This window comes from Streptomyces sp. NPDC054883 (assembly GCF_053610645.1).
In genome coordinates this window covers 26,925-49,527 of sequence record NZ_JBSGYT010000027.1, presented here as the reverse complement: position 1 = coordinate 49,527, position 22,603 = coordinate 26,925, and the positions used below count along the sequence as shown (strand labels likewise).

General features: G+C 73.8%; 33 protein-coding genes. 14 read left to right on the top strand and 19 right to left on the bottom strand.

The window, feature by feature from the left end:
- Nucleotides 1–59 precede the first annotated feature (59 nt).
- The 10 genes from ACWGH1_RS20750 to ACWGH1_RS20705 all read right to left on the bottom strand — a co-directional run bounded on the left by ACWGH1_RS20750 (nt 60) and on the right by ACWGH1_RS20705 (nt 9,006).
- Nucleotides 60–164 (bottom strand): DUF6893 family small protein, encoded by a 105-nt coding sequence (locus tag ACWGH1_RS20750; RefSeq protein ID WP_453355207.1) that lies wholly within the window; start codon nt 162–164, stop codon nt 60–62.
- Complete coding sequence (locus ACWGH1_RS20745) at nt 161–679, bottom strand: hydrogenase maturation protease (protein WP_453355208.1); 519 nt, start codon at nt 677–679, stop codon at nt 161–163. The genes ACWGH1_RS20750 and ACWGH1_RS20745 overlap by 4 nt, the downstream gene beginning before the upstream one ends.
- Nucleotides 676–2,097 carry a hypothetical protein gene (locus tag ACWGH1_RS20740; RefSeq protein WP_453355209.1) on the bottom strand — a complete coding sequence of 474 codons (1,422 nt, stop codon included), beginning with the start codon at nt 2,095–2,097 and terminating at the stop codon, nt 676–678. Before ACWGH1_RS20740 ends, ACWGH1_RS20745 begins: the two co-directional genes overlap by 4 nt.
- On the bottom strand, nt 2,094–2,843 hold the full coding sequence (locus tag ACWGH1_RS20735; RefSeq protein WP_453355210.1) for a DUF6084 family protein: 750 nt from the start codon (nt 2,841–2,843) through the stop codon (nt 2,094–2,096). Before ACWGH1_RS20735 ends, ACWGH1_RS20740 begins: the two co-directional genes overlap by 4 nt.
- Nucleotides 2,840–3,508: a DUF5947 family protein gene (locus tag ACWGH1_RS20730; RefSeq protein WP_453408885.1), complete on the bottom strand. Its 669-nt coding sequence runs from the start codon at nt 3,506–3,508 to the stop codon at nt 2,840–2,842. The genes ACWGH1_RS20735 and ACWGH1_RS20730 overlap by 4 nt, the downstream gene beginning before the upstream one ends.
- Nucleotides 3,505–4,026, bottom strand: a complete 522-nt coding sequence (locus ACWGH1_RS20725) for a hypothetical protein (RefSeq protein WP_453355090.1) — start codon at nt 4,024–4,026, stop codon at nt 3,505–3,507. Before ACWGH1_RS20725 ends, ACWGH1_RS20730 begins: the two co-directional genes overlap by 4 nt.
- Complete coding sequence (locus ACWGH1_RS20720) at nt 4,023–5,801, bottom strand: nickel-dependent hydrogenase large subunit (RefSeq protein WP_453355089.1); 1,779 nt, start codon at nt 5,799–5,801, stop codon at nt 4,023–4,025. The genes ACWGH1_RS20725 and ACWGH1_RS20720 overlap by 4 nt, the downstream gene beginning before the upstream one ends.
- A gap of 78 nt (nt 5,802–5,879) precedes the next feature.
- A complete protein-coding gene (locus ACWGH1_RS20715; RefSeq protein ID WP_453355088.1) occupies nt 5,880–6,935 on the bottom strand; it encodes an NADH-quinone oxidoreductase subunit B family protein in 1,056 nt (351 codons plus the stop codon).
- 67 nt (nt 6,936–7,002) lie between these two features.
- On the bottom strand, nt 7,003–8,772 hold the full coding sequence (locus ACWGH1_RS20710; RefSeq protein ID WP_453355087.1) for an enoyl-CoA hydratase-related protein: 1,770 nt from the start codon (nt 8,770–8,772) through the stop codon (nt 7,003–7,005).
- 108 nt (nt 8,773–8,880) lie between these two features.
- On the bottom strand, nt 8,881–9,006 hold the full coding sequence (locus ACWGH1_RS20705; protein ID WP_453355086.1) for a hypothetical protein: 126 nt from the start codon (nt 9,004–9,006) through the stop codon (nt 8,881–8,883).
- Between the two features lie 55 nt (nt 9,007–9,061).
- Between ACWGH1_RS20705 and ACWGH1_RS20700 the strand changes: the two genes are divergently transcribed.
- The 4 genes from ACWGH1_RS20700 to ACWGH1_RS20685 all read left to right on the top strand — a co-directional run bounded on the left by ACWGH1_RS20700 (nt 9,062) and on the right by ACWGH1_RS20685 (nt 11,713).
- Entirely contained in the window at nt 9,062–10,009 is a 948-nt protein-coding gene (locus ACWGH1_RS20700; protein ID WP_453355085.1) for an NmrA/HSCARG family protein, read from the top strand.
- Nucleotides 10,010–10,174: 165 nt separating this feature from the next.
- Complete coding sequence (locus ACWGH1_RS20695) at nt 10,175–10,378, top strand: cold-shock protein (RefSeq protein WP_453355084.1); 204 nt, start codon at nt 10,175–10,177, stop codon at nt 10,376–10,378.
- Nucleotides 10,379–10,950: 572 nt separating this feature from the next.
- The gene (locus tag ACWGH1_RS20690; RefSeq protein ID WP_453357772.1) at nt 10,951–11,337 is read left to right on the top strand and encodes a DUF5133 domain-containing protein; all 387 of its coding nucleotides are present in this window, start codon (nt 10,951–10,953) and stop codon (nt 11,335–11,337) included.
- A gap of 16 nt (nt 11,338–11,353) precedes the next feature.
- Nucleotides 11,354–11,713, top strand: coding sequence for a hypothetical protein (locus ACWGH1_RS20685; protein ID WP_453357771.1), 360 nt, complete (start codon nt 11,354–11,356; stop codon nt 11,711–11,713).
- A gap of 388 nt (nt 11,714–12,101) precedes the next feature.
- Here ACWGH1_RS20685 and ACWGH1_RS20680 read toward each other — a convergent pair whose 3' ends face one another.
- Nucleotides 12,102–12,395: a hypothetical protein gene (locus tag ACWGH1_RS20680; RefSeq protein ID WP_453355928.1), complete on the bottom strand. Its 294-nt coding sequence runs from the start codon at nt 12,393–12,395 to the stop codon at nt 12,102–12,104.
- A gap of 172 nt (nt 12,396–12,567) precedes the next feature.
- Between ACWGH1_RS20680 and ACWGH1_RS20675 the strand changes: the two genes are divergently transcribed.
- A complete protein-coding gene (locus tag ACWGH1_RS20675; protein ID WP_453355929.1) occupies nt 12,568–12,774 on the top strand; it encodes a hypothetical protein in 207 nt (68 codons plus the stop codon).
- Between the two features lie 121 nt (nt 12,775–12,895).
- Nucleotides 12,896–13,588 (top strand): UdgX family uracil-DNA binding protein, encoded by a 693-nt coding sequence (locus ACWGH1_RS20670; protein WP_453355930.1) that lies wholly within the window; start codon nt 12,896–12,898, stop codon nt 13,586–13,588.
- A 20-nt stretch (nt 13,589–13,608) separates the two neighbouring features.
- Here the strand turns inward: ACWGH1_RS20670 and ACWGH1_RS20665 are convergent, their stop codons facing one another.
- The 4 genes from ACWGH1_RS20665 to ACWGH1_RS20650 all read right to left on the bottom strand — a co-directional run bounded on the left by ACWGH1_RS20665 (nt 13,609) and on the right by ACWGH1_RS20650 (nt 15,890).
- Nucleotides 13,609–13,950 carry an STAS domain-containing protein gene (locus tag ACWGH1_RS20665; RefSeq protein ID WP_453355931.1) on the bottom strand — a complete coding sequence of 114 codons (342 nt, stop codon included), beginning with the start codon at nt 13,948–13,950 and terminating at the stop codon, nt 13,609–13,611.
- A 33-nt stretch (nt 13,951–13,983) separates the two neighbouring features.
- On the bottom strand, nt 13,984–14,292 hold the full coding sequence (locus ACWGH1_RS20660; protein ID WP_453355932.1) for a hypothetical protein: 309 nt from the start codon (nt 14,290–14,292) through the stop codon (nt 13,984–13,986).
- A 130-nt stretch (nt 14,293–14,422) separates the two neighbouring features.
- Nucleotides 14,423–15,343 (bottom strand): Rieske 2Fe-2S domain-containing protein, encoded by a 921-nt coding sequence (locus ACWGH1_RS20655; protein WP_453355933.1) that lies wholly within the window; start codon nt 15,341–15,343, stop codon nt 14,423–14,425.
- A gap of 28 nt (nt 15,344–15,371) precedes the next feature.
- Entirely contained in the window at nt 15,372–15,890 is a 519-nt protein-coding gene (locus ACWGH1_RS20650) for a DUF5709 domain-containing protein (protein ID WP_453355934.1), read from the bottom strand.
- A 177-nt stretch (nt 15,891–16,067) separates the two neighbouring features.
- Between ACWGH1_RS20650 and ACWGH1_RS20645 the strand changes: the two genes are divergently transcribed.
- Entirely contained in the window at nt 16,068–16,271 is a 204-nt protein-coding gene (locus tag ACWGH1_RS20645) for a hypothetical protein (protein ID WP_453355935.1), read from the top strand.
- A 47-nt stretch (nt 16,272–16,318) separates the two neighbouring features.
- Here the strand turns inward: ACWGH1_RS20645 and ACWGH1_RS20640 are convergent, their stop codons facing one another.
- The 3 genes from ACWGH1_RS20640 to ACWGH1_RS20630 form a co-directional block, all read right to left on the bottom strand.
- Complete coding sequence (locus ACWGH1_RS20640) at nt 16,319–16,693, bottom strand: hypothetical protein (RefSeq protein ID WP_453355936.1); 375 nt, start codon at nt 16,691–16,693, stop codon at nt 16,319–16,321.
- A gap of 95 nt (nt 16,694–16,788) precedes the next feature.
- Nucleotides 16,789–17,166: a hypothetical protein gene (locus ACWGH1_RS20635; protein WP_453408884.1), complete on the bottom strand. Its 378-nt coding sequence runs from the start codon at nt 17,164–17,166 to the stop codon at nt 16,789–16,791.
- A 198-nt stretch (nt 17,167–17,364) separates the two neighbouring features.
- Nucleotides 17,365–17,688 (bottom strand): plasmid stabilization protein, encoded by a 324-nt coding sequence (locus tag ACWGH1_RS20630; protein WP_453356061.1) that lies wholly within the window; start codon nt 17,686–17,688, stop codon nt 17,365–17,367.
- Between the two features lie 253 nt (nt 17,689–17,941).
- On the opposite strand from ACWGH1_RS20630, the gene ACWGH1_RS20625 reads away from it, so the two are divergent.
- A complete protein-coding gene (locus ACWGH1_RS20625; protein ID WP_453356060.1) occupies nt 17,942–18,217 on the top strand; it encodes an isoamylase early set domain-containing protein in 276 nt (91 codons plus the stop codon).
- A gap of 48 nt (nt 18,218–18,265) precedes the next feature.
- On the opposite strand, the gene ACWGH1_RS20620 is transcribed toward ACWGH1_RS20625, so the two are convergent.
- Nucleotides 18,266–19,279 carry a DNA topoisomerase IB gene (locus ACWGH1_RS20620; RefSeq protein ID WP_453356059.1) on the bottom strand — a complete coding sequence of 338 codons (1,014 nt, stop codon included), beginning with the start codon at nt 19,277–19,279 and terminating at the stop codon, nt 18,266–18,268.
- 106 nt (nt 19,280–19,385) lie between these two features.
- Between ACWGH1_RS20620 and ACWGH1_RS20615 the strand changes: the two genes are divergently transcribed.
- The 6 genes from ACWGH1_RS20615 to ACWGH1_RS20590 all read left to right on the top strand — a co-directional run bounded on the left by ACWGH1_RS20615 (nt 19,386) and on the right by ACWGH1_RS20590 (nt 22,325).
- The gene (locus ACWGH1_RS20615; RefSeq protein ID WP_453356058.1) at nt 19,386–19,772 is read left to right on the top strand and encodes a VOC family protein; all 387 of its coding nucleotides are present in this window, start codon (nt 19,386–19,388) and stop codon (nt 19,770–19,772) included.
- Nucleotides 19,773–19,934: 162 nt separating this feature from the next.
- Nucleotides 19,935–20,438: a hypothetical protein gene (locus ACWGH1_RS20610; protein WP_453356062.1), complete on the top strand. Its 504-nt coding sequence runs from the start codon at nt 19,935–19,937 to the stop codon at nt 20,436–20,438.
- A gap of 194 nt (nt 20,439–20,632) precedes the next feature.
- Nucleotides 20,633–20,851: a hypothetical protein gene (locus ACWGH1_RS20605; RefSeq protein WP_453356057.1), complete on the top strand. Its 219-nt coding sequence runs from the start codon at nt 20,633–20,635 to the stop codon at nt 20,849–20,851.
- Nucleotides 20,852–20,920: 69 nt separating this feature from the next.
- A complete protein-coding gene (locus tag ACWGH1_RS20600; RefSeq protein ID WP_453356056.1) occupies nt 20,921–21,082 on the top strand; it encodes a hypothetical protein in 162 nt (53 codons plus the stop codon).
- A gap of 426 nt (nt 21,083–21,508) precedes the next feature.
- Nucleotides 21,509–22,042, top strand: coding sequence for a type 1 glutamine amidotransferase domain-containing protein (locus ACWGH1_RS20595; protein ID WP_453356055.1), 534 nt, complete (start codon nt 21,509–21,511; stop codon nt 22,040–22,042).
- A gap of 16 nt (nt 22,043–22,058) precedes the next feature.
- A complete protein-coding gene (locus ACWGH1_RS20590; RefSeq protein ID WP_190184415.1) occupies nt 22,059–22,325 on the top strand; it encodes a GlsB/YeaQ/YmgE family stress response membrane protein in 267 nt (88 codons plus the stop codon).
- Nucleotides 22,326–22,603: the final 278 nt, after the last annotated feature.

Sequence of the window (22,603 nt, the reverse complement as noted above, 5' to 3'; positions counted from 1 at the left end):
GTACGCCGTTCGGGCGCCGGGGCGGGCGGTGACGCGTCGTGCGGCGCGGACGCGGGGGCTCACATGTTGCGGATGCGCAGGTAGCGTTTGACGTCGGGGGCGATCTGCACGGCCACCACCAGCAGGGCGGCGATCGTCGCGCCGCAGAGGACGGCCTTCTTCATCTGGTTCTCTCCTCGGTTCGGGCCGGCGCTGCGGCCGGATCGTTGTGCACCAGTTCCAGGACCATCCGTACGGCCTCCGGCACCGCCGCGGCCACCGGTCCGCTCAGGCCGATGCCCTCTTCGACGGACTCCGGTTCGCAGCCCACGACGAGCGTGCGGCGGGGCGGGGTGCCGCCCGTACCGGCGCACAGGGTGCCGAGCAGGGCCAGCACGGCGTCCGGGGACATGTGGTGGCCGTCCAGGACGGCGCCGCCCGGGGCGGCCCCCGGTTCCCCGGCCTCGATCAGGTAGAGGGTGCCGGGGGCGCCGCCGCGCGCGGTGGCGTCGACCAGGACGAGGGTGTCGTAGCCGTCGAGGAGCTGGTAGGCGAGGTGGACGCCGCGGACGCCGAAGTCCACCACCTCGACGTGCCGGGGCAGCGGCCGCGCGGCCAGGTGGCGCACCGTCTCGACGCCGAACCCGTCGTCGCCGAGGAACACGTTGCCGATCCCGGCGACCAGGGTCCCGCCCGTCACCGCTCCTCCAGGGGTGCGACCTCGTCGGGCTGGAAGTACAGGAACCGGCCCTGCTCGCGCCGGATGTCGGCGCCGGGGTCGCCTTCGACGGTGACCGCGAGGTGCACGCCGCCGTCGACGTCGTGCAGGACGGCCTCCACCCGGGCGGCCCGCCCCCGTACGAACAGGTCCTGGGCGTCGGTGCGCCGCAGGCCCGGCCGCAGCAGGACCCGGCTGCCCACGCCCACCGGGACGCCGTCGACGAGGACCCGGTCGGGGACCGGCCCGGCGGTGTCCGCGCGGGCCGGGTCCCACCAGGGGGTCTCGGGCCTGAACACCGGCTGCGCGCCCGGGGGTTCGAGTCCCGTGGCGGCGTCCGGCGCCGCGTCGGGGCCGGTGATCTCGCGCAGGGCCCGGACCGCGCCGTGCAGCCGTTCGAGCACCTCAGGCGGCATGGACTCGGCGAGGTCGATCACGGCGGCGGCCCGGGGGTCGGTCCCGCGTGCCTCGCGCTTCTCCTCGTCGGTCAGGGCCGCGGTGCGCAGCGCGAGGATCTCGTCGATCTCGGTAGCGTCGTACATCGCGCCGATGCTCTCGGGGGCGATGCCCGGGTGGTCCTCCAGGATGATCGGGGAGGACAGGACGACGTCGGCGCGGCCTGCTTCCCCGGCCAGGACCGGCCAGGTGTGGCGGTTGACGCAGCCCGCGGTGACGCCCTTGGCCCACTCGGGCGGGTCGGTCATCGACAGGAAGCGGCCCGCGTCGAGCCCGAGCAGGAGGTGGGCGGCGACCAGGGAGCGGGACAGCGCCGCGTCGCGGCCCGCGCCCTCGGTCCCGGGCTGCCAGCCGCTGGTGTTCTCCACGACCGCGGTGAGTTTGGACGCCCGGTAGGCGCAGTCGAGTTCGCTCGCGCGCAGCCGCAGGACGCCGCTGATCTCCTCGGTGCGCCGCACGAGGCGGCCGACCGTCCGGCCGTCGGCGCCGACGACCGGCTCGGTCTCCTCGCCGGCGGGGCGGGTGAAGGGCAGGCTGACGCCGTCGCCCGCCAGTTCCGTCACGTCGACGGTGAGCTCGACGCGTTCCTCGGTGCCCTCGTCCCAGGGGACGAGGACGCGGTCGGGGAGGTGCAGTTCTGCGACGTCGGTGAAAGTGCCGTCGGCCGCCGCCTGTTGGACGGTACGTCGCTGCGCGTGCAGGAACCTGAGTTCCACGGCGAGGGTGGCGCCCCCCTTGGGTTCCATCAGGAGCTCGGTCTGCTGGAGGCAGTGCTCGCCGTGCACGGGCGCCCAGGCGGGGGGCACGAGCACGCCGAACTGCCAGCGCAGCCGGTTCTTGGCGGCCGAGGCCCGGTAGGGGTAGAGCACGTACCCCTCGAAGAGGACGGCGTCGGCCACCTGCCGGGCGGTCTCGAAGCGCGCGTCGAGCGCGGTGGCGGTCATGGCGCCGTCCGCTCGCCGACACGGGGCAGCAGTCCCGCGCGCAGCCGCTCGGGCGGGGTCGGCCGGGCGGCTGTGGCGGCCGTCGCGGCTGTGGTGGCGGTGGCCGCGGTCCCGGCCCCGGCTCCGGCTCCGGCGAGGAGGGCGCGTACGGTCGCCTCCCAGGAGGCGAGCGCGTGCCGGGAGCGGTAGGCGAGCAGCTCGTCCATGGCGTCGCGGGGCAGCCGCAGCCAGCCACAGCCGGGGAAGTGCTGCTCGATCATCTCCTGCCACACCGTCACCGGCATCCGGTACGCCGCTTCGCGGTCCCAGGGGACCGGCTCGACGTGGAAGCCGCCGGCCCCGGTGAAGGCGGTGCCGGAGAACAGCATGAGCAGGGGTGCCTCACCGTCGTCCAGGGCGGTGAAGTACCGGGTCGCGGCGATGTCCATGTCGTAGGTGCAGGGCACGGCCAGGTCCACCTCGGTGGACCCGGTGAAGCTCGGCACCATCAGCGTGACCTGCGCGAACTGCACGGGCTGGAGGGTGTTGCCCCAGCGGGAGCGCTCGCCGAACAGGTCGACCAGGCCCTGCGCCTCCGCGTCCCCGTAGCTCCGCCGGGCCGGTTCGATCCGGATCTGGCAGCGCAGGGCCAGCGCGTGCACCCGGGTGTCCCCGGAGGCGGTGACGGCGAGGCGGAAGACGAGCGTGGGCCCGGCGGCGTACGGGTCCGCGCGCACTCCGGTGCAGGTGAAGCCGAACTCCGTCACGGCGCGACCTCCCCCGCCGGGACCTTGGCGCGGCGTTCTACCCCGTCGAAGAAGCCGTCGAGTGCGGCCCGCGCCTCGGCACCGCCGTCGAAACCCTGCCAGAGCAGCCGCATCCGGCCGACCAGCTCGTAGCAGACGTCGATCGGGACGAGGTAGCAGTCGGTACGGCCCTCGCGGCGGCGCAGCAGCAGCGCCTCGACGTCCGGCCGCAGCAGGGCGGCCAGGGCGCTGTCGCCGAGTGCCGACTGCCAGGTGGCGGGGTCCAGTTCGCTCTCGGTGGCCCCGGCCGGGCTCGGGTAGAGCGCGACGAGCCGGTCCAGGGCCGCGTTGCGGAAGAAGAACGCGACGCCCACCGGGATCTGCAGGAGTTCCCAGGCGCCGTCGTCGAGCCGGTGGCCGGGGTCGTGGAGGTAGCGGTCGGGGACGGCCCGGTAGCGGCCGGTGGCGGCGCCCGGCCGGTCGAACAGCAGGGCGCAGGCGGTACAGGCGCAGACGAGCGCCCGCTTCTCGGTCTCGACCAGGTGGCGGTGGCCGTCCTCGGCGATCGCCGCCCCGCACAGTTCGCAGCTCTCGGGCCGGGGTTCACGCGGCCGGGTGAACCGGCGCAGACCGGGCGGCCCCGCCGTCCGCGCGGACGGCGGGGCCCAAGTGCGGGGCGCGCTCACGGCACCCGGACCGGGGCCTGCGGGCGGGTGCCGATCTGGAGCAGCGGCTGTGGCGGTGCGCCGGCCGGCTCCAGTTCGACGGTGGTCACCTCGGGTGCGAAGGCGGCCAGCGCGGCCTCGGCGGCCTGCCGTACGCCGTCGCCGGTGCTGCCGCAGCCGCAGCCGCCGCTCGCGGCGGGCCGCAGGCGCAGCGTGCCCGAGGTCTCGTCGTAGCCGAGCAGTTCGACCGGGTCGCCGAGGGCGTCCAGGGCGCGGGCGATCCGGGTGTGCACGTCCTCGGGGTGCAGGTCGTGCAGGGCCAGCAGGCTGGAGACGAGTTCGTCGTCCAGCAGCGGGGCGAGGGCGGCGGGGGCGAGCCGCGAGGTGATGCGGGCGAGCCCGGAGCCGTAGAAGTCCATGAGGACGCGCACCAGTTCCTCGGCGGCGGCGCAGACCTCCCGGTCGCCGGTGTCGGCCAGCCGGTCGAGGACCTCCTCGACCCGGCGGCCGGTCTGGAGGGAGTCGGCCGGGGCGCTCATCCGCCCAGTCCGCTCAGGCCGGTGGGCACGTGCATCTGCTTCACGGTCTGCCCGTTGCCGACGTACATGTGGACGCCGCAGGGCAGACAGGGGTCGAAGCTGCGCACGGCGCGCATGATGTCGATGCCCTTGAAGTTCTCCGGGGTGTTCTCCTCGAAGATCGGGGTGTTCTGCACCGCGTCCTCGTAGGGGCCGGGCGTCCCGAAGGTGTCGCGGGTGCTGGCGTTCCACGGGGTGGGCGGATAGGGGTGGTAGTTGGCGATCTTGCCGTCGCGGATCACCATGTGGTGCGAGAGCACGCCCCGGACGGCCTCGGTGAAACCGACTCCGATGGACTCGTCCGGCACTTCGAACTTCTCCCAGGTCTGGGTACGGCCGGCACGGACCTCCTCCAGGCCCTTCTCGGCGCAGTGCAGGGCGATGGCGGCGGCGTAGGCCTGGAAGTACGTGCGGGCGCGGTTGCGCTCCAGCGCGTTGCTCCACTTCGGGATCTTCCACTCGAAGGTGGTCTCCGGCTTGGTCATCGTCCGGGGCAGGTTGATGACGACGCTGTGGCCGGTGGCCTTGACGTAGCCGACGTCTACCAGCCCGGACAGGGCCGTGGACCACAGGCGGGCGATCGGGCCGCCGCCGGTGTCGAGGGCCAGGTGGTCCTTGCCGTCGAACCAGCGCGGTGACATCACCCAGCTGTACTTGCCGTCGAAGTCGCGCTTCTGCGGGGCGGGGATGGTGTGCTGGTTCCAGGGGTGGCGGGAGTCGACCGGGTTGCCGAGCGGGTCGTGGGTGACGAACTTCTCCTGGCCCGCCCAGTCGTCGTAGTACGAGCTGCCCAGCAGGATGCGGATGCCGAGGTTGATCTCGGTGAGGTCGTTGGTGACGAGTTTGCCGTCCACCACCACGCCCGGGGTGACGAACATCTTCCGTCCCCAGTCGGACATGTTGGCGTACGTGAAGTCGCAGTACTCGGGGTCGTTGAGGGCACCCCAGCAGCCGAGCAGGACGCGGCGCCGGCCGACCTCCTCGTAACCGGGCAGCGCCTCGTAGAAGAAGTCGAACAGGTCGTCGTGGAGGGGGACGACGCGCTTCATGAACTCGACGTACCGCATGAGGCGGCTCATGTAGTCCGTGAAGAGCTGGACCGAGGCGATGGTGCCGACGCCGCCCGGGTACAGCGTGGAGGGGTGTACGTGGCGGCCCTCCATCAGGCAGAACATCTCACGCGTGTAGCGACTGACCTGGAGGGCCTCGCGGTAGAACTCGCCCTCGATGGGGTTGAGGGAGCGCATGATGTCGGCGATCGTGCGGTAGCCGTGGTCACCGGCGTGCGGGGCCTCGGTGCGCTCGGCCAGCTCCAGGACGCCGGGGTTGGTCTCCCGGACCATCTTCTCGCAGTAGTCGACCCCGACCAGGTTCTCCTGGAAGATGTTGTGGTCGAACATGTACTCCGCCGACTCACCGAGGTTGATGATCCACTCGGCGAGGTGGGGCGGCTTCACCCCGTAGGCCATGTTCTGCGTGTAGACGGAACAGGTGGCGTGGTTGTCGCCGCAGATCCCGCAGATGCGGCTGGTGATGAAGTGCGCGTCGCGGGGGTCCTTGCCGCGCATGAAGACGCTGTAGCCGCGGAAGACCGACGAGGTGCTGTAGCACTCCGCCACCCGCTTCTGCTTGAAGTCGATCTTCGTATGGATACCGAGACTGCCCACGATCCGGGTGATCGGATCCCAGGCCATCTCCACCAAGCCGTCGCCGGACGCCTTCGTCTTCGGTGCCATCGTGTCTGCCGTGACCCTTCTTCGGAGCGGGCTCTGCGGGAACTGCGGGGGTGTGCGGTGGGGGCGGGGACGTACCGGTCACCAGGGCGGCCGGTAGCCGGTGGTGAGCCGCTCCCCGGTGTGCCGCCACTTCGGTTCCTGGTCCACGGTGTGCGCCGTCATCGAGCGCAGCTTGCGCACGACGGCGCCGTACGCGCCGCTGGCCTTGCTGGACACCTTGGCGCCGGGCGGCTCGTCCATGAACGGCATGAACTTGTCCGGGAAGCCGGGCATGGTGCAGGCGATGCAGATGCCGCCGACGTTCGGACAGCCGCCGATGCCGTTCATCCAGCCGCGCTTGGGCACGTTGCACTTGACTACGGGGCCCCAGCAGCCCAGCTTGACCAGGCACTGCGGCGAGTCGTAGGTGTGCGCGAACTGGCCCTGCTCGTAGTAGCCGGCCCGGTCGCAGCCCTCGTGGACGGTGGCGCCGAACAGCCAGGTCGGGCGCAGCTTGTCGTCGAGCGGGATCATCGGCGCGGAGCCGGCCGCCTGGTAGAGCAGGTAGGTGAGCGTCTCGGAGAAGTTGTCCGGCTGGATGGGACAGCCCGGTACGCACACGATCGGGATGCCGGCCTTCGAAGTCCAGTCCCAGCCCAGGTAGTCCGGTACGCCCATGGCACCGGTGGGGTTGCCCTCCATCGCGTGGATGCCGCCGTACGTGGCGCAGGTGCCGATGGCCACGACGGCGAGGGCCTTGGGCGCCAGCCGGTCGATCCACTCGCTGGTCGTGATGGGCTGGCCCGTCTCGGGGTCGTCCCCGAAGCCGCACCAGTAGCCGTCCGCCTTGATCTTCTCGTTCGGGACGGACCCCTCGATCACGAGGACGAAGGGGTCGATCTCCCCGCGCTCGCCCTTGAAGAACCACTCGATGAACGTGTCCGCGCCGCCGACGGGGCCGCACTCGAAGTCGATCAGGGGCCAGTGCACCGCGATCTTGGGGAGACCCGGCAGCACGCCCATCACGATTTCTTCGATGCTGGGCTGCATCGCCGCGGTCAGGGACACCGAGTCGCCGTCGCAGCTCAGCCCCGCGTTGATCCAGAGGATGTGGATGGGGGGATCCTCTACCGTGCTCGGCGTTGCTGCATCCATGAGGATGCCTCCTTGGGCAGGAATTCGGGGAGGTGGAGTGAGGGGGAGCCGGGGACGGGCACTCCGCTCACCCTTCTTCGTAACAGGGACCGGCGGTCGGTGTGCTGTCTTGTACGGCCAGTGCGGTGACCGGGTCCGCCGGGGGCCGCCGCCCGGCCGGCACCGTACGGACCAGGTGCGGCGGGGTGGCGGCGGCGGGCTCCTTGCGGACGAAGGCACGGCGCAGCGCGTGGTAGGGGGCCTGCGGGTCGAGGAAGGTGGCGCGCATCCGGGCCAGCTCCGCCTCCCGGTAGGCGGCCAGCGGGTTCTTCGCCTCGTCCCGCTCGCGCAGCTCCTTCTTCGCCGCGATCCGGGAATGGACCGCGGGGGACTCGGCCAGCAGCCCGGCCAGCCGGGCGGTTTCGGCGGCGAACTCCGCCGGCGCGCACGGCACCGTACGGTCGACCAGCCCGAGCCCGGCCGCCGCGGCGGCGCTCAGCGGCAGCGCGTCGGTGGTGAGCCGCTCGGCGACGGCGGGGCCGACGCGGCGGGGCAGCGTGTACGTCCAGTACTCGGAGCCGTAGAGGCCCATCAGCCGGTAGTGCGGGTTGAGGACGACACCGGAGCGGCACCAGACCTCGTCGGCCGCCAGCGCGAGCATCGCGCCTCCGGCGGCGGCGTTGCCGCCGAGGGTCGCGACGACGACCCGGTCGGTGGTGGTCAGGACGGCCTCGACCAGGTCGTCCATCGCCGTGATGTTCGCCCAGGACTCCGCGGCGGGGTCGGCGGCCGCCTCGATGACGCCGAGGTGGATGCCGTTGGAGAAGAAGTCGCGGCCGCCGCCGAGGACCAGGACGGAGGTGGGCCGGGCACAGGCGGCCCGGTAGGCGTCCAGCAGGCGGCGGCACCGGTCGGTGCTCATCGCCCCGCCGGGGAAGGAGAACGACAGGAAACCGGCCGGACCCTCCTCCCGGTAGCCGATGTCGGACCAGGTACGCCGCCGGGGACCGGCCCAGGGCGGTGCGGGGTCCTCGGGCAGCGGGGGCAGCCGGTCGCCCAGTGCCAGCGTGGCGGGCAGCTTGACCGGGACGGGCTCCCCCGGCTCCCGGCGGGCCCGCAGCTCGGGGATCCACACCGCGCCGTCGGCGGTCGCCCGGCAGATCGCGCCCGCCCGGGTGGCCAGCAGTTCGCCGGGGCGGCCGCGCAGCCGGTCCTCGGGGTGGCCCCCGTGCAGGAACCACACACCGCCGAGCAGTTCGTCCCGTACGCCGGGCTGGGAGTCGGCGGCCCGCAGGACGCGCAGGACCCGGTCGGTGGGGTCGGCGGCCCAGTCGATGCGGCGCTCGTCCTGGCGCAGGTAGGGCCGGGTGCGGTGGGTGGTCTGCGGGGTGGGGGTGTACGTCCCCGAGGCGAAGCGGTCGACGGCGAGCAGGACGGCCCGCAGCGCCGCGTCGGCGATCTCCCCGCGGTAGAGGTCGCTCTTGGCCAGTTCGGGCACGGGGCACTCGGCGAAGGCCCAGACGTCGCCGGCGTCCATCTCGGCATCCGCTTGCAGGACGGTGACGCCCCAGTGCGTGACGCCCTCCTGGACGGCCCGGTCGAGCGAGGAGGGGCCGCGGTCTCCGACCGGCCCCGGGTGGACGATCAGACACGTGCGGGTGGACCAGACCTCGCGGGGCACGGCCGTCTTCAGCATCGGCGCGATGATCAGGTCGGGCCGGTGGCGGCGCGCGGCGTCGGTCAAGGAGTCACCGGGCAGCGCGAGTTCGACGGCGACGCGGTGGCCGTGGTCGCGCAGTTCGGCGTGGACGCGCTGCGTCAGGCTGTTGAACGCGCTCGCGACGAGCAGGATGTGCACTCGGTCTCCCAGCGGCCAGGCGCCTTCGCGCACCGTAGGCCGGGTTCTCCGGCCGCCTGCGATGCTCGGGGACCGCCGGGCGGTGCGCTGCGAGGCCGAGCGCGGGCGTCACTCGAAAGCGGTCGGCGGGCGCTGCCACTCGGCGGTGCGGCGGTGCTCGGCGGGGCCGCGCGACGGAGTGGCGTACTCGTGCGCCGGGCGCGCCCGCTCCCGGACCGGCGGGCCCGCGCGCATACAGTCCGTAACCATCCGTCCGCTCGGACGGATGGTTACGAGAGGGAGGTCGGCGATGGCAGGGAAGCGCGTCATCACGGTGTTCGGCGCGACGGGCGCGCAAGGCGGAGGACTGGTACGGGCGATCCTCGCGGCCCCCGGCAGCGGGTTCTCGGCACGCGCGGTCACCCGCGACCCGGATTCGGACCGGGCGCGGGAACTGGCGCGGCTCGGCGCGGACGTGGTCCGGGCCGACATGGACGACGAGGCCACCCTCGGGCCCGTCCTCGAAGGGGCGTACGGGGCCTACCTGGTGACCAACTTCTGGGAGCACATGTCGGCGGAGCGGGAGAAGCGGCAGGCCGCCTCCCTCGCCCGGGCGACCGGACACGCCGGGGTGCAGCACGCCGTCTGGTCGACACTGGAGGACACCCGGGAGTGCATCCCGCTGGACGACGACCGCATGCCCACGCTCCAGGGCTCGTACAAGGTGCCGCACTTCGACGCGAAGGCGGAGGCCGACCGCTACTTCCCCGAGGCCGGTGCGCCGACCACCTTCCTGCGCACGACGTTCTACTGGGAGAACCTGTACACGATGTTCGCCCCGCACCGGGGCCAGGACGGCACTTTGGAGCTGGTCCTCCCGATGGGCGGCAGCCGGCTGTCGGGCATCGCCGCCGACGACATCGGCAGGACCGCGCTGGCCGTGTTCGAACGGGGCACCGACCTGATCGGCGCGACGGTGAGCATCGCGGGTGAGCACCTGCCGGTCGCGGACATCGCGGCGGCGCTCTCCGACGCCGTCGGTGAGCCGGTGCGGTACTCCCCGATGGACCCCGACGCCTACCGCGCGCTCGGCTTCCCGGCGGCCGACGAGGTCGGCAACATGTTCCAGTACTACGCCGAATGCGCGGACCGGTTCACCCATGCGAGGGACGTGGCCGCCATCCGGGCGCTCAATCCCGCGCTCCAGGACTTCGCCACCTGGCTCGCCGCGCACCGCGAGGCGTTCCGGTCCCTGTGACGGCCGGCCCGGCCGGGGCGCGGCGTCCGGCGGGGGTAGGCCGTACGGGTGAGGTCGCGTGTGCCGCCGTTTTGTGTTCGGAACCGGTGCGCTCGCGTTGTACCTTCCCGTCGTTCGGGCGTTCCGCGTGCTGTGGAAGGCCGACCGCCGAGGAGAGGGACCTGTGTGGCTACCGGAACGGTGAAGTGGTTCAGCGCGGAAAAGGGCTTCGGCTTCATCGCGCAGGACGGGGGCGGCCCCGATGTCTTCGCCCACTACTCAGCGATCAACGCTACCGGTTTTCGGGAGCTGTGGGAGGGGCAGGCGGTGACGTTCGAGGTCACCCAGGGCCAGAAGGGGCCGCAGGCCGAGAACATCGTGCCCGCCTGACCGTGGTCCTCCCCCGGCAGCCCACGGGCCCGGTTTCCGTACAGGTCGCCCGGACGGGTCCCCTTCACCGGCCGGAGGCCGGGGGCCGGTTCCCCGCAGGAGCGGACCCTCGGGTCTCGGGGTCCGGGGGCCCGCCCTGCGTCATCATGTGCCATTCGCGTTCGCCCGGCCGGTACCGCGGGGCGGCCGGCGGCGATTCTCACCCCTTCGGCCACTCCCGCCGCCGCGCACGTGCGTCACGGTGCGGACCGGCCGGGCGGGGCGCACGCATCGAAGGAGTCGGCGGATGAACGACACCCCAGCGGGCCGGCCGCCCCCGGCGACCGTCGCCCCGCCGGACGGGACGGGGCCGGACCCGGCGTCGGCGGGCGCCGCCGCCGTCATCGGCTCCGCCACCGGGGCACTGATGGCCTTCGTACCGTGCGGCGCCGAAACCGCGCGCCGCATCCTGGCCGACACGGCCGGCCGGGCGGGGGTGGGGCTGCCGGTGGCCGCCCGCGCCGCGATCGCACTGTGCCGCCAGGCGGGGAGCAGCGGGCCTCCGGACCGGCCGGTCGCCGCTGGTGGAAAAGGTGCTGCGGTCGCTGGTCGAGCACACCCTGGCGGCGCCGGTTCCGCCGCCGGATCCCGTCTTCCCCGGGCCGCTGCCCGACCCGGCCCTCCTGCGCGGGCACCTGCACCGCTTCCGTACGCTGCGCCGGGCCGCCTCCGCGGCGCCGGACGACGCCGGACGACGCCGGACTCGCAGCCGGCTGGACGACGCCTCGTACACCCTCTGCGTGCTCATGGGCCGGCGCAGCACCCGTCTGGCGCTCCGGGCGGCCGAGGAACTCCTGGCGGCCGACCGCCCCGACCGGCCCTCCCGCCTGCGGGCGCCGTACCGGTGGGGCCGGCCCCGGGGCGGGCCTCCTTCGCCCGTGTCCGTGCCCGGCATGCCAGCAGGTCGGCGCGCCCGTTAACCCCTACTCTCGCCGGATGACCGAGAACGAGATCAAGCTGAAGGCCATCGCGGTGCTCACCGGGGTGCGCGGCGATATCGGCAGGGACTACGTCTCCGCCCTGCTCAGCGAGGTGACGCCGGCGGAGTTCCTGGTACCCGCCGAGGCCGATGCGGCGGAGATCGGGCTCGCCGTGCTGGACCAGTTGTCCGGCCCGTGGAGCGCCCTCGTCACCGGTTTCGTACTGGCTTTCGAGGCCGTCGCGGACGCCTACGACGAGGCGGACCCCGACATGTCCGCGCAGGAGATCCTCCAGGCGCTCGCCCTCGAACTCGCCGCCGCCGACGACTCCGGCCCCGGCCCCGATTCCGGCCCCGACTCCGACTCCGACGACTGACAGCGTCCGGCTCGACGGAGTGCCGTGTCAGTGCGCGTGCTCCGGGTAACCGCCTGACGAGAGTCCACCGTCAGAGCCGGTCGTCCGAGACCGGCCCGAGCCGAGAAGGGCGCCATGGCCACCCCTCCGAACGATCCCGTACCTCCCAATCCGACCCCCGCGCCCGGTCCCGGCCCCGGACCGCAGCCGGGTCCCCTGCCGGGTCCGGTCCCGGGGCCGGGCGGCCCCGACCCGGTGCCGCCGGCGCCGCCGCAGCCGCAGCCCGACCCGCAGCCGGCGCCCGCGCCGGGCCCCGACCCGTTGCCCGCGCCCGGCCCGCTGCCCGGCCCGGTGCCCGCTCCGGACCCCGTGACCTGAGGCACCGCCGCCCGCGCGGAGGCGGCCCGCCTCATGCCACGCGGCCGGCCCATTCGGCCGGGACGCCGGCGCCGCCTCCGTCGCGGAGCGCCTCGACCACCGCTTGGTGCAGGTCCCGGCTCTCCTGCTCCGAGTCGCACTCGACGGGGCTCCCGGACAGCGTGAACCAGTCCGACGAGCCGCTGTACTGGACGGCCACCTGGGCCGCGGCGCCCGTCCAGGTGGTGTGCACCGTCAGGTTGCCCGCGATCACGCCCGCTTCCTCCGTACGGACACCGCCGGCTCCCGGGTAGATCCCCGTCGTCGTCCACGACGCCCAGGCCATGGGGCACCCTCCTCCCGTGGCGATGCCGGCGGCGGATCCCAGCGCCCGCCAAACCTCACCCGCCTCGTTTTCCTCCTACTGGTCTACCCCCATTGGCCCCTTCGCGCACGGCGCGCTCTCATGGACAGCAGGCCGTTCCCTCTGCCGCGTCGAGCATGAAAGAGGTACGCCCATGTACGAGATGCGCGCCGAGTCCGGCGCCGAGCGGGGCCACCTGCTGTGGCACGTGATAGCCAAGGACACCACCCTCAGCACCCTCTGCGGATCCCTCCTCAGCCCGGGCCGCCACCCGCTCCCGGCAACGGAACCCGCCGCCGACCACTACTGCGCCGCCTGTATGCACGCGGTCCGGGAACGGGCCGAACCCGTAGCCGACTAACGGGTGTCCGGGTTTGCCGACGGCGTCGGCGGGCAGAAGCCGCGTGCCGCCCTGCGGTGAAGAACGCAGGGCGGACCAATCGCCACAGCCGGCCTCAGGGCGCGGCAGGGAGGTGGCCCCCATGGCCGACGGCGCGGGTGCCGGAACCGGCACCGTGCCCGCAGCGGGACGGCAGTACGACGCCGGTCCCTACCTGCCGAGCCGCGGTGGCCTCGCCGCCCTGCGCCGGGCCGCCGCCGACTGCCAGGGGTGCCCGCTGTTCGAGAACGCCACCCAGACGGTGTTCGGCGCCGGATCGGCGCACGCCCGCCTGCTGCTGGTCGGTGAGCAGCCCGGGGACCAGGAGGACCGCCAGGGGGAGCCGTTCGTCGGCCCCGCGGGGCGGCTGCTGCACCGGGCGCTGGAGGAGGCGGGCCTCGGCGACGAGGACACGTACGTGACCAACGCGGTCAAGCACTTCAAGTTCACGACCGCCGCCCGGGGCAAGCGCCGGATCCACAAGGCGCCCAGCCTGCGGGAGATGTCCGCCTGCCGCCCGTGGCTGGCGGCGGAACTGCGCCTGGTGACGCCCGAGGTCGTGGTCGTGCTCGGCGCCACAGCCGGCCGCGCCCTGCTCGGAAGCTCCTTCAAGGTGGGCGAGCAGCGCGGTGTCCTGCGACCGATGCCCGCCCTGTCGGACGATCCCGCCGACGCGTGGGAAGGGCAGCTGCTGGCGACCGTACACCCCTCCTCGGTCCTGCGCTCGGACGACCGCGAAGCGGCGTTCCGGGGACTGGTCGGCGACCTCTCGGTGGCCGCGTCCGCGCTGGGCTGAACCGTCCGGCGCGGGACCGGTCAGGGCGTCGACCGGGCGCGGGCCTCGGCGAGGGTGGGGGCGATCTCGAGTGCGGATTCGGCGTCGAGCAGCCGCAGGAGCCCCGCGAACTGCTCCGGCACGGGGCCGGCCAGGACCAGGTGGTCCTCGCGGTCCCCGGCGAGCAGGGTGTTCAGCAGCGAGGAGTCGGCGAAGGTGACCCGGGCTATGTCCACCACCCGCCGGACGCCCTCCCGGGCGGCGTCGGCGAGCACCTCCGCCAGCGGGCCGACGCTGTCTATGTCGAACTCCCCCGACAGCACGACCACCCGGACCCCGTCCTCGTCCAGGAGGACCCGGACCCTCGGGTGGTCGTACGTCATGGCGCGGCCGGTCGTGCCGCGGGACGGCAGGCGTCAGCCGCCACGGCGCTTGCCGTGCGGCTCCTGGGGGTCAACGCCGGTGTAGGCGGAGGCGTCCTTGGTCCCGCTGGGGCGTCGTGACGCGCCCTTCTCGCCCATGTCGTGGTGGCCCTTGTCACCGGAGCCGGAGCCCTTGCTCTTGTCCTCGCCGCGCCGTCCGCCGGACTTGACCGGGGTGCCCTCGTCGGCCTTGGTCGGCGAGGCCTTGGTCCCGGAGCGCCGGTCCGGGCCCTCGTTCGCATACTCGTCGGCGTGGAAGGAACGGTGTGCGCTCGGGTTGTCCTGCTGACGGGTGGCGTCCACGTCGGGAGACCATCCGTGCTGTTCGGTGCCCTCGTGGCGACTGGGACCCTCACCGTGAGACGGGTGTCCTGACTTCCTGTTCTTGGACATGCACTACACCTCCTGAGTCTTGCGCGGCCGGGCCCCGTTCTCAGGGGGAGGACGACCGTGGGGTGTGGAAGGGGCGCAGCCGGGCCTCGACCTGGCCGTCGGCGACGCGCGTCTCGAACGACGGCTGCGGGGCGGTGGCCGGGCCTTCGACGTTCCAGCCGTCGGAGAGCCGGAAGACGCTGCCGTGCCAGGGGCAGCGTACGCAGCCGTCGCTGATCTCGCCTTCGGACAGCGGTCCGGCCATGTGCGCGCACTGGTCCGCGAGGATGTGCACGGCCCCGTCCGACGCGCGGACGACGAGTACGTCCACTCCGTCGACGGAGGCGCGGGACGGCCGGTCCACGGGAAAGTCCGCGACCGGGCCGACGCGGTGCCAGCCCTCCCCGACGAGGTGGGCCACGTGTTCGGCGTGGTTGGCGCCCGCGGCCTGGCGGTAGGCCAGGTGGCCGCCCAGGGCGCCGCCCGCCGAGACGGCTGCCAGCCCTGCCGCGGACAGGGCCCTGCCCCGCCAGGTCCGGCCGCGGGCGCGGGCCAGGAAGGAACCGGTGTAGAGGCAGAGGCCGACGGTGTTCGTGAGGGCGTGGACGAGTCCCACGCGGGCCTGTTCGGGCGGCAGCTCCGCCCAGTCGGTCCAGCCGGCCAGGGCGGCGGGCACCGCCGTGACCACACCCACCCCGATGAGGGCGTGGGCCGCCCGCCGCTGGCCGGGCAGCAGGTCCAGGACGGCCGAGGAGAACCAGGCGCCGAGCGGCACCTGGACGAGCGGCGGGTGCGCCGGGTGGCCCAGCGGGCGGCCGTGCAGGACGTCCCGGGCCGCCCCGAGCGGGAGCCCGCGCACCACGCGGCGGACGGCCTCGATCAGACCGTCCGCCACGGGCGTCTGCTCAAGCCGCTCCATGGCGGTCAGTACGGGGCCGGGGCCGTTGCCGGCGGTGCCGAGTGCGGTGCGTCGTAGGTCCATGGCGGGCGCCTACCCCGAGCGGGGCGCGCTATTGCGTCCGGTCGTGGGACGGCTTCCGCTCTTCCCGCTCGCGCGGGTCGTCCCGTCGCCCCAGGGGGGCCTCGTGGGGCTCAGGGGCGGTGTTCCGGCCCACCACGTGCATCGCCGCCTCCTCCGCGGACTCCGCTCCCCCGTCGGCGCCGACGTCGTGGGCCAGTACGTCGATGGAGCGCCGGGGGTACTCGTCCTCGACGGGGGCGAGCCGGCCGACGCTCTCGCCGGGGAAGGGTTCGGGGTGCGGGCCGCTGTCCCGGCCGGTTTCGCCGACGTCGGGGGTCTCCTGGGCGAGGCGCTCATCCAGCGTTTCGCCCTCGCGCTGCTCGGCCGCCGTGGTGCCGTGGCGGGAGACGGCGCGGGGCCGGTCGGGGGTGTCGTAGCCCTCGTCGAGGCGCTGGTCGGCGTCCGGCTCGTCCAGGGCGTTCTCCATGTCGGGCTGGTACTCGGCGCGCTGATCGCCGTTCTGCGGCTGGTACACCTCATCGCCCTGGAGGTTGCTGTCATCGGCCATGATCGACGCCCTTCCCGGCTCTCCTGCAATGGCCCTCGCCGGGCGCCTACCCCCTCCGGCGGGGCTCACACGGCAGCCGGCGACGCTCCGGCATGGCCGGCGCGGGGGCGGGTAGCCGCCCACCGGCGACGGACGCGACCGACGCGTATCCGCCGCAACGCACGGAAGGAGAGCGTCATGGACGACCAGGGCGGCGCGGGCGGCGCGCCACTGCACCACGACGAGGCCGAGGCCAGGCGCCGCAAGCCCCACGTGGACCAGCCGGTGAAGGACGAAGGGCGCGGGAAGGGCGGCGAGCCCCAGGGGCGGCGTGCCGAGCAGGGCGGCCAGGACCGGGACCGCTCCCGCGAGGGGAAGGGCCCGGCCAAGGGTCCCGAATAGCGCCGAGGGTCCCGACCGAGCGGCGGCGCCGCGCCGGGCGCCGGGCCTCAGCGCTCGGAGAAGCTGAAATCGCCCATCGTCCATGCGCTGACGTCCTTGACCGCGATCCGGTACATGCCGCCGGTCTCCGGAATGCCCACGGTGCCCTGGAGGATCCGGGCCACGTGGAAGTGGAGGTAGGCGGGCGGGGCGACCTGCGGGGAAGGGGCCATCGTCCCCGAATCGAGGAAGACGTTCGCGAAGGCGCCGAGCTGGTCCGAGTCCTTGAGCACCTCGGCCACGCGCTGGCGCCACACGCTCTCCGGCGCGAGGCGGCCCGTGATCACGGCGCCGTGCACCACGACGGTCAGGGCCATCTGATTGGTCGGCTCCGACTCCACGGCGGCGGCGATGGCGACGAGCAGGTCGTCAGGCTTCGACATGGGTACGGAGTCTACAAGGTCCCGCCCGGCGGCCCCACCCCACGGTGGCGGAACCGGCCCGGTCCGCGCCGGTGTTGGCCCGTCACGAGGAGCCGTCACGGGGAGCGCAGCAGCAGCTCGACCTCCCGCTCCTGGTCCCCGGCGACGGTGCCCTTCGCCTCGACGGTGAAGGCTTCCGTCAGTGCGAAGAGGACCCGGTCCACCGCGCGCGGGCCGCCCTGCACCCCGACCCGGACCGTCCCGTCCAGCGCGACGGGTCCGGTCGGCGCGGGCGGCCGGCCGGCGTCGATGGTCGTGCTCCAGACGGTGGGCGCCCCCGCGTGCTCCCGGCGGGCCTGCGGCGCCGTCTCCCGCGCCTCGTCATCGGGGAAGGCCCGTTCCAGGAACCCGATGAGGGCATGGGCGCACTCCGGCGAGCAGTCGGTGGCCGTCACCAGCACCGCGTCGTCCGCGTGCCGTGCTTCGCTGTTCATCACGTCGCCTTTCCTTCGGGTCCTCCGGGGCCCTCGCGGGGGCCGGTCACACGCGGCGTGGGGGGGCGCGCGCGGGGGGGGGGCCCCCCCCCCGCGGGGGGCGCGGCCCCCGCCCGCGGGGGGGGGGGTGGGGGCGGCCCCCGGGGGGGGGGCGGCCGGGCCGCGGGCGGCGCCCCCACGGCGGCGGCGCTCCACCGCTCAGCGCCCGAGGGCTTTCTTCAGCTGGTCCTTGTTCATCGAGGAGCGGCCCTCGATGCCCCGCTTCTTCGCCTCTTCGTACAGCGCGTCGCGGGTGGGTCCCGACGAGCCGCTCCCTGAGCTGCGGCTGCCGCCGGACGAACCGGACGAGCCCTGGGAGGAGCCGCGGCTCGTGGATTTCGTCTCGCCGGACCTGGTCCTTTCCTTGTTCACCGTACGGCCGGCCATCTCCTTGGCCCGGCCCTCGGACATGCCGCGCTTCTCGCCGGACTCCTTGATGTGCTCGTACTGGCGCTCGCGCTTGCCGGTGGAACCTCGGGGCATCGCAGTTCTCCTCAACGATCGGGGGTGGACAGGGCCATGCTGCGGGCCGGCGCCGGCTCCCGCACCCCGGATCGGCCACCCGGAGGTACGCCGCGCCACCGGTGCGCCCCGTCCGGCCCTGCCCGCAAGACCAGGGCCTCTTCAACGCGTTGGCGTACGGGTGAAACCTTCCGCCGTTCCACGCGCCCAGGGCCGTCGCCGGTCACCCCGCTGGCACAGTGGCCGCACCCACCTCCGGCCAAAGGAGTTTCACGTGCTCGAACGCAAGCGGCGCAAGAACGGCACCGAGGTCACCTTCGTCCTTCCGGCCGACAATCCGCCCGGGCCGGTCAGCGTGGTGGGCGACTTCAACGGCTGGCAGCCCGGCACCCACGTACTGGCGCCCCGCGAGGACGGGCTGCGCGCCGTGACCGTCGAATTCAGCGGGAAGAAGACGCACACCTTCCGGTACCTGGCCGCGGGGGACTACTGGTTCAACGAGGACCAGGCCGACGGCCACGACGGCACGAACAGCCACCTGCGCACCTGAGGACGCGGCACCCGGCCCCGCGGCGGAGGTCCGGCGGGCAGCGCCGGTTCAGCCGAGCAGCTCCAGTACCGCCGCCTCCACCTCGCCGTGGGTGGCCGGGTGCCCGTACGTCACGTCGGCGCCGAGCAGGTCCAGTGCCGGTTTGATCGTGACGCCGTTCTCGTAGAGCTCGAAGAGCCTCGGGTTGATGTACGAGGAGCGGCAGACCGCCGGCGTGTTGCCGAGGTAGCCGCTCACCTCGCGCACCGCCCGCGCCACCGCCTTCGCGCGCCGGGCCCGGGACTCGCCCGCGACGTCGACGGAGACGGCGAGCGCGACCGCGGCCAGGACCGTGGCGTGCCAGGTCCGGAAGTCCTTCGCGGTGATGTCCGCACCGGACCTGTCGCGCAGGTAGTCGTTGACGTCTTCGGCGCGCACGTCGCGCCAGACCCGCCCCTCGCGGTACACGAACAGCTGGGACCGGCCGTCGCGCCGGCGCAGCAGGGACCTGACGACGGCGTAGGCGGCGGGGTCCACCAGGGCACGGGTCTGCTCCTGCCCGGATTTGCCGGGGTAGCAGAAACAGACCTCGCCCCGGCTGCAGACGGCGTGCTCCCGCAGCAGCGTGGTCAGCCCGTACGCCTGGTGGTCGCGCCGGTACGCGGCTCCGCCGACGCGGAAGAACCCCAGGTCGAGGAGGCGCGCCGAGCAGGCCAGGACGCGGTCCCGGCCCAGTCCGCGCGCCCCGAGGTCCTGTTCGATGCCCTTGCGCAGCAGCGGCAGTCGCGTCGCGACGTCCAGCACGTGTGCGTGTTTGGCGGCTTCCTGCCGCTCACGGAACGCCGGGTGGTACAGGTACTGCCTGCGGCCCGCCTCGTCGGTCCCCATGGCCTGGATGTGACCGCCGGGCCACGGGCAGATCCACACGTCGGTCCAGGCGGGCGGGATCACCAGGGAGCGCAGCCGCTCGCGCTCCGCCGGGTCGGTGACCGGCGCCCCCGTCAGGTCCAGATAGCGAAAGCCCCGGCCGTAGCGTACCCGGGTGTAGCCGGGCCGGTCGGGGTGACTCGTGCGCAGCCGCATGGTCCTCCTCGGCGTTTGCCGGGCGTCTGCCCGGTTCCGCCACGGATACTCCCTGGTACGCGTGCCGTCGCCCCGCGGGGCCCGGGCGGCGGCTAGGTTCGTCCGCATGGTGCACGTACTGGGCAGCAGGATCCTGCTGCGCCCCACGGATCCCGGGCGGTCACGGGCGTTCTACGGCGGGGCGCTGGGTCTCGCCGTGTACCGCGAGTTCGGTACGGGGCCGGAGCGCGGGACGGTCTACTTCCTCGGCGGCGGGTTCCTCGAGGTTTCGGGCCGTTCCGATGGCCCGCCCGCCCCGGGGCTGCGGCTGTGGCTCCAGGTCGCCGACGTGCGGGCGGCGTACGAGGAACTGGCGGGACAGGGGGTCACGGTGCTGCGGGAGCCGCTGCGGGAGCCGTGGGGGCTGATCGAGATGTGGATCGAGGACCCGGACGGCGTGCGGATCGCCGTCGTGGAGGTCCCGGCGGACCATCCGCTGCGGCTGCGCGTCTGAACGGCCGGCGGCAGCCGCCCGCCGCGGCGTCCGTGGCGTACGCCACGATCCGGGCCGGGCCATTCCAATGGGGCCGATGCGGCCGTTATCGTGACGATTCCCCCTCTTCCCTCTCCGCCCGGACGGTCACCAGTGCCCGCAGACTCCTCCTTGTCCCCGCTCATGGCGGCGACGGCGCACTGGCTGACCCGCGCCTATCCGGCCGGCACCGGCGCGCTCCAGCGCGGTCTGGCACAGGCCCAGGCCCGGCAGGCCGTCACGGTCGCCGCGTGGCTGCGGTACCCGACGGACCTCGACGCGCAACTGGTCGCGCTCACGGGGCCGGGCGGCTCGGCCCGACTGGACTGGATCACCGGGGCGGACGCCCCCTCCGCGGAGGAGGAGCCGGAGCACGGGTGGCGCAGCTGGGTCGACGAGGTCGTGGCCAGCTGGGCGGCGTGTCTGCTGACCACGCCCCCGCTCGCCCTGACGGCGGTGGCGGCCCTGGCCGGGACGGACCACGCCGACGCCGTCCCGATGGCCTTCGGCCGCCTGACCCAGCCCGCGGCGAACGACCGGGACGCGGCTGCGCTGCTGCGCCACCCGGACCTGCTGGCGCCGATAGCGGAGCTGCACCGTCCGGGGCTGCTGGACCGCCTCGGCGCGGACACCGCTCTGGCGGGCTGAGCGGGGCGCGTCCCGGACTCGTTTCCCGGGAACCGCAAGGGGTAGGGGCCGCGGTGCGGGGTGCGGTCTTGGCCGACCCGGCCGCGACGGAGGCCGCACTCCGCCCGGACCACCGGGGCCGGCCGCGCCCGGCCCGTCCACCCGTACGCGCGACAGCGGGCGCCGCACGCGGCGACCGGACCGAGGATGGGGGCATGTCCGCCCGACTGGTCATTTACCCTCCCGACGAGAACGGCTGGCGCCGGGTGCGCTACGACGGCACCGCCATCGGCGTGGCCCACAAGCCGTCCGACATCCTCGTCTTCCTCAGCGCGGCCGGGATGGAGGACCCGGACGAACTGGACCTCGGCGATCCCGAGCTCGTCGAGTGGCGCGGCCCCGGGCCGGAGTCCTGGGCGGAGTCGCCCCCGTGAGCCCGGCTGGAGAGACCCGCCGACATTGCGGCCGGCGCTCCGGCCGACGTACGAGAGGAAGCCCGCGCCGTGGCACAGCTGACCGAAGACGTACCGCCCCAGCCGGCCCGCGAGAAGGCGACCCAGCTCGCCCTCTCCCTCCAGGACAGCCGCCGCGCGGTCCTGGTGGCGGCCTGCACCGTCGCCGCCGCGGCGGCCTACCTGGCCCACCGGCGGCTCTGCCGTAGCTGAACCGCGCCGTCGAAGCCGTCCCGGGCGGCACCGCCCCCGGCCGGTTCCGGCCGCGGTGACGGGGCACGCGCGACAGGGACACGTTCGCCCGACGCAAAGGACCACCATGCTCGCCGTCGCGCTGCTCACTCCCCCCGCCCTGCTGGCCGCCGTACTGGCCCTCGGGCGCTACGAAGAACGCCTCCTGGGCGCCCCGCCGGCCGCGCCCGCGGCCGCTCCGCGCCGGCCCTCGGTGCCCCCTCCCCCTCCCGCGCGGGCCCACCGGCCGCCCGGCGCGCACGCCCGCCACCGGGCCGGGGGCAGGGTCACGCGGTTTCCGGCACGAAATGAGCTGGTTTGAGACGCCCGTCCCCGGCAAGGGGCTGATAGACGAGAGAACAGCCGAAACACGGAACTCATCCCGATTCGCACAGGAAGGACCGACCGATGCGAGTGGCGTTTCTGACGGCTACGGAGGGCGTCGAACAAGTGGAGCTCACGGAGCCGTGGCAAGCAGTGATCGACGCCGGCGGCAATCCGCAGCTCATCTCCACCGAACCGGGCACCGTCCAGGCGTTCAACCACCTCGACAAGGCGGACACCTTCCCCGTCGACCTCGTGGTCTCCCAGGCGACCGCCGAGGACTTCGACGGACTGGTCCTTCCCGGTGGCGTGGCCAACCCCGACGCGCTGCGGACGAACACCGAGGCGGTGGGCTTCGTACGGAGCTTCTTCGACGCCGGCAAGCCGGTGGCGGCGATCTGCCACGCGCCGTGGACGCTGGTGGAGGCGGACCGCGTGCGCGGGCGGACGCTGACCTCGTGGCCGAGCCTGCGCACGGACATCGAGAACGCGGGCGGGACCTGGGTCGACGAGACGGTGAAGGTGTGCACGGCCGGCCCCAACACGCTCGTCACGAGCCGCAAACCGGATGACCTTCCGGTGTTCTGCAAGACCTTCCTGACCGAGTTCAACCGCTGAAAGGACACGCTTCCGCATGGGCATCATCGCCTGGATCCTGATCGGCCTGCTGGCCGGGCTCATCGCCAAGGCCATCACCCCGGGGAGGGACCCCGGAGGCTGCCTGATCACGATGGTGATCGGCATCGTCGGCGGTCTCCTCGGCGGCTGGCTCGGCAAGGTGATCTTCGGGGTGGACTCGATCAACGGCTTCTTCCACCTTTCGACGTGGATCGCGGCCGTCGTCGGGTCCGTCATCGTCCTCCTGGTCTACCGGCTGATCGCCGGGCGCCGGGGCGCCTGACCGGCGCCCCTCCCGAGCCGGCCCCGCCACCCCGGCGGAGGCCGGCTTCCGTCTGCCCGCCCCGGTGCGGGTGCGCCCCGTGGGCGCGGCGGCAGGCCCTGCGGGCACGCCCACGCCCCGCCGGGGACGGCAGAACTTAATCCGGCCCCGTGCCCACGGCTACGGTCGCCGGCGCGGACGGCCCGGCGCAGGCCGGGCATTCATCCGCCCGCGCCGGTGCGGGTGCGCCCCGTGGACCCGGCGGCAGGCCCTGCGGGCACGCCCACACCAGGCCCGGG

Bases quoted from the DNA above. Each gene is read 5' to 3' on its own strand.
- ACWGH1_RS20605 (WP_453356057.1), top strand. From the start codon at position 20,633: ATGTCCGCCCGACTGGTCATTTACCCTCCCGACGAGAACGGCTGGCGC.
- ACWGH1_RS20645 (WP_453355935.1), top strand. From the start codon at position 16,068: ATGGACGACCAGGGCGGCGCGGGCGGCGCGCCACTGCACCACGACGAG.
- ACWGH1_RS20650 (WP_453355934.1), bottom strand. From the start codon at position 15,890: ATGGCCGATGACAGCAACCTCCAGGGCGATGAGGTGTACCAGCCGCAG.
- ACWGH1_RS20620 (WP_453356059.1), bottom strand. From the start codon at position 19,279: ATGCGGCTGCGCACGAGTCACCCCGACCGGCCCGGCTACACCCGGGTA.
- ACWGH1_RS20675 (WP_453355929.1), top strand. From the start codon at position 12,568: ATGTACGAGATGCGCGCCGAGTCCGGCGCCGAGCGGGGCCACCTGCTG.
- ACWGH1_RS20630 (WP_453356061.1), bottom strand. From the start codon at position 17,688: ATGCCCCGAGGTTCCACCGGCAAGCGCGAGCGCCAGTACGAGCACATC.
- ACWGH1_RS20595 (WP_453356055.1), top strand. From the start codon at position 21,509: ATGCGAGTGGCGTTTCTGACGGCTACGGAGGGCGTCGAACAAGTGGAG.
- ACWGH1_RS20665 (WP_453355931.1), bottom strand. From the start codon at position 13,950: ATGACGTACGACCACCCGAGGGTCCGGGTCCTCCTGGACGAGGACGGG.
- ACWGH1_RS20720 (WP_453355089.1), bottom strand. From the start codon at position 5,801: ATGGCACCGAAGACGAAGGCGTCCGGCGACGGCTTGGTGGAGATGGCC.
- ACWGH1_RS20590 (WP_190184415.1), top strand. From the start codon at position 22,059: ATGGGCATCATCGCCTGGATCCTGATCGGCCTGCTGGCCGGGCTCATC.
- ACWGH1_RS20740 (WP_453355209.1), bottom strand. From the start codon at position 2,097: ATGACCGCCACCGCGCTCGACGCGCGCTTCGAGACCGCCCGGCAGGTG.
- ACWGH1_RS20610 (WP_453356062.1), top strand. From the start codon at position 19,935: ATGGCGGCGACGGCGCACTGGCTGACCCGCGCCTATCCGGCCGGCACC.
- ACWGH1_RS20655 (WP_453355933.1), bottom strand. From the start codon at position 15,343: ATGGACCTACGACGCACCGCACTCGGCACCGCCGGCAACGGCCCCGGC.
- ACWGH1_RS20725 (WP_453355090.1), bottom strand. From the start codon at position 4,026: ATGAGCGCCCCGGCCGACTCCCTCCAGACCGGCCGCCGGGTCGAGGAG.
- ACWGH1_RS20670 (WP_453355930.1), top strand. From the start codon at position 12,896: ATGGCCGACGGCGCGGGTGCCGGAACCGGCACCGTGCCCGCAGCGGGA.
- ACWGH1_RS20715 (WP_453355088.1), bottom strand. From the start codon at position 6,935: ATGGATGCAGCAACGCCGAGCACGGTAGAGGATCCCCCCATCCACATC.
- ACWGH1_RS20635 (WP_453408884.1), bottom strand. From the start codon at position 17,166: ATGAACAGCGAAGCACGGCACGCGGACGACGCGGTGCTGGTGACGGCC.
- ACWGH1_RS20705 (WP_453355086.1), bottom strand. From the start codon at position 9,006: ATGCGCGCGGGCCCGCCGGTCCGGGAGCGGGCGCGCCCGGCGCACGAG.
- ACWGH1_RS20680 (WP_453355928.1), bottom strand. From the start codon at position 12,395: ATGGCCTGGGCGTCGTGGACGACGACGGGGATCTACCCGGGAGCCGGC.
- ACWGH1_RS20700 (WP_453355085.1), top strand. From the start codon at position 9,062: ATGGCAGGGAAGCGCGTCATCACGGTGTTCGGCGCGACGGGCGCGCAA.
- ACWGH1_RS20685 (WP_453357771.1), top strand. From the start codon at position 11,354: ATGACCGAGAACGAGATCAAGCTGAAGGCCATCGCGGTGCTCACCGGG.
- ACWGH1_RS20750 (WP_453355207.1), bottom strand. From the start codon at position 164: ATGAAGAAGGCCGTCCTCTGCGGCGCGACGATCGCCGCCCTGCTGGTG.
- ACWGH1_RS20615 (WP_453356058.1), top strand. From the start codon at position 19,386: ATGGTGCACGTACTGGGCAGCAGGATCCTGCTGCGCCCCACGGATCCC.
- ACWGH1_RS20640 (WP_453355936.1), bottom strand. From the start codon at position 16,693: ATGTCGAAGCCTGACGACCTGCTCGTCGCCATCGCCGCCGCCGTGGAG.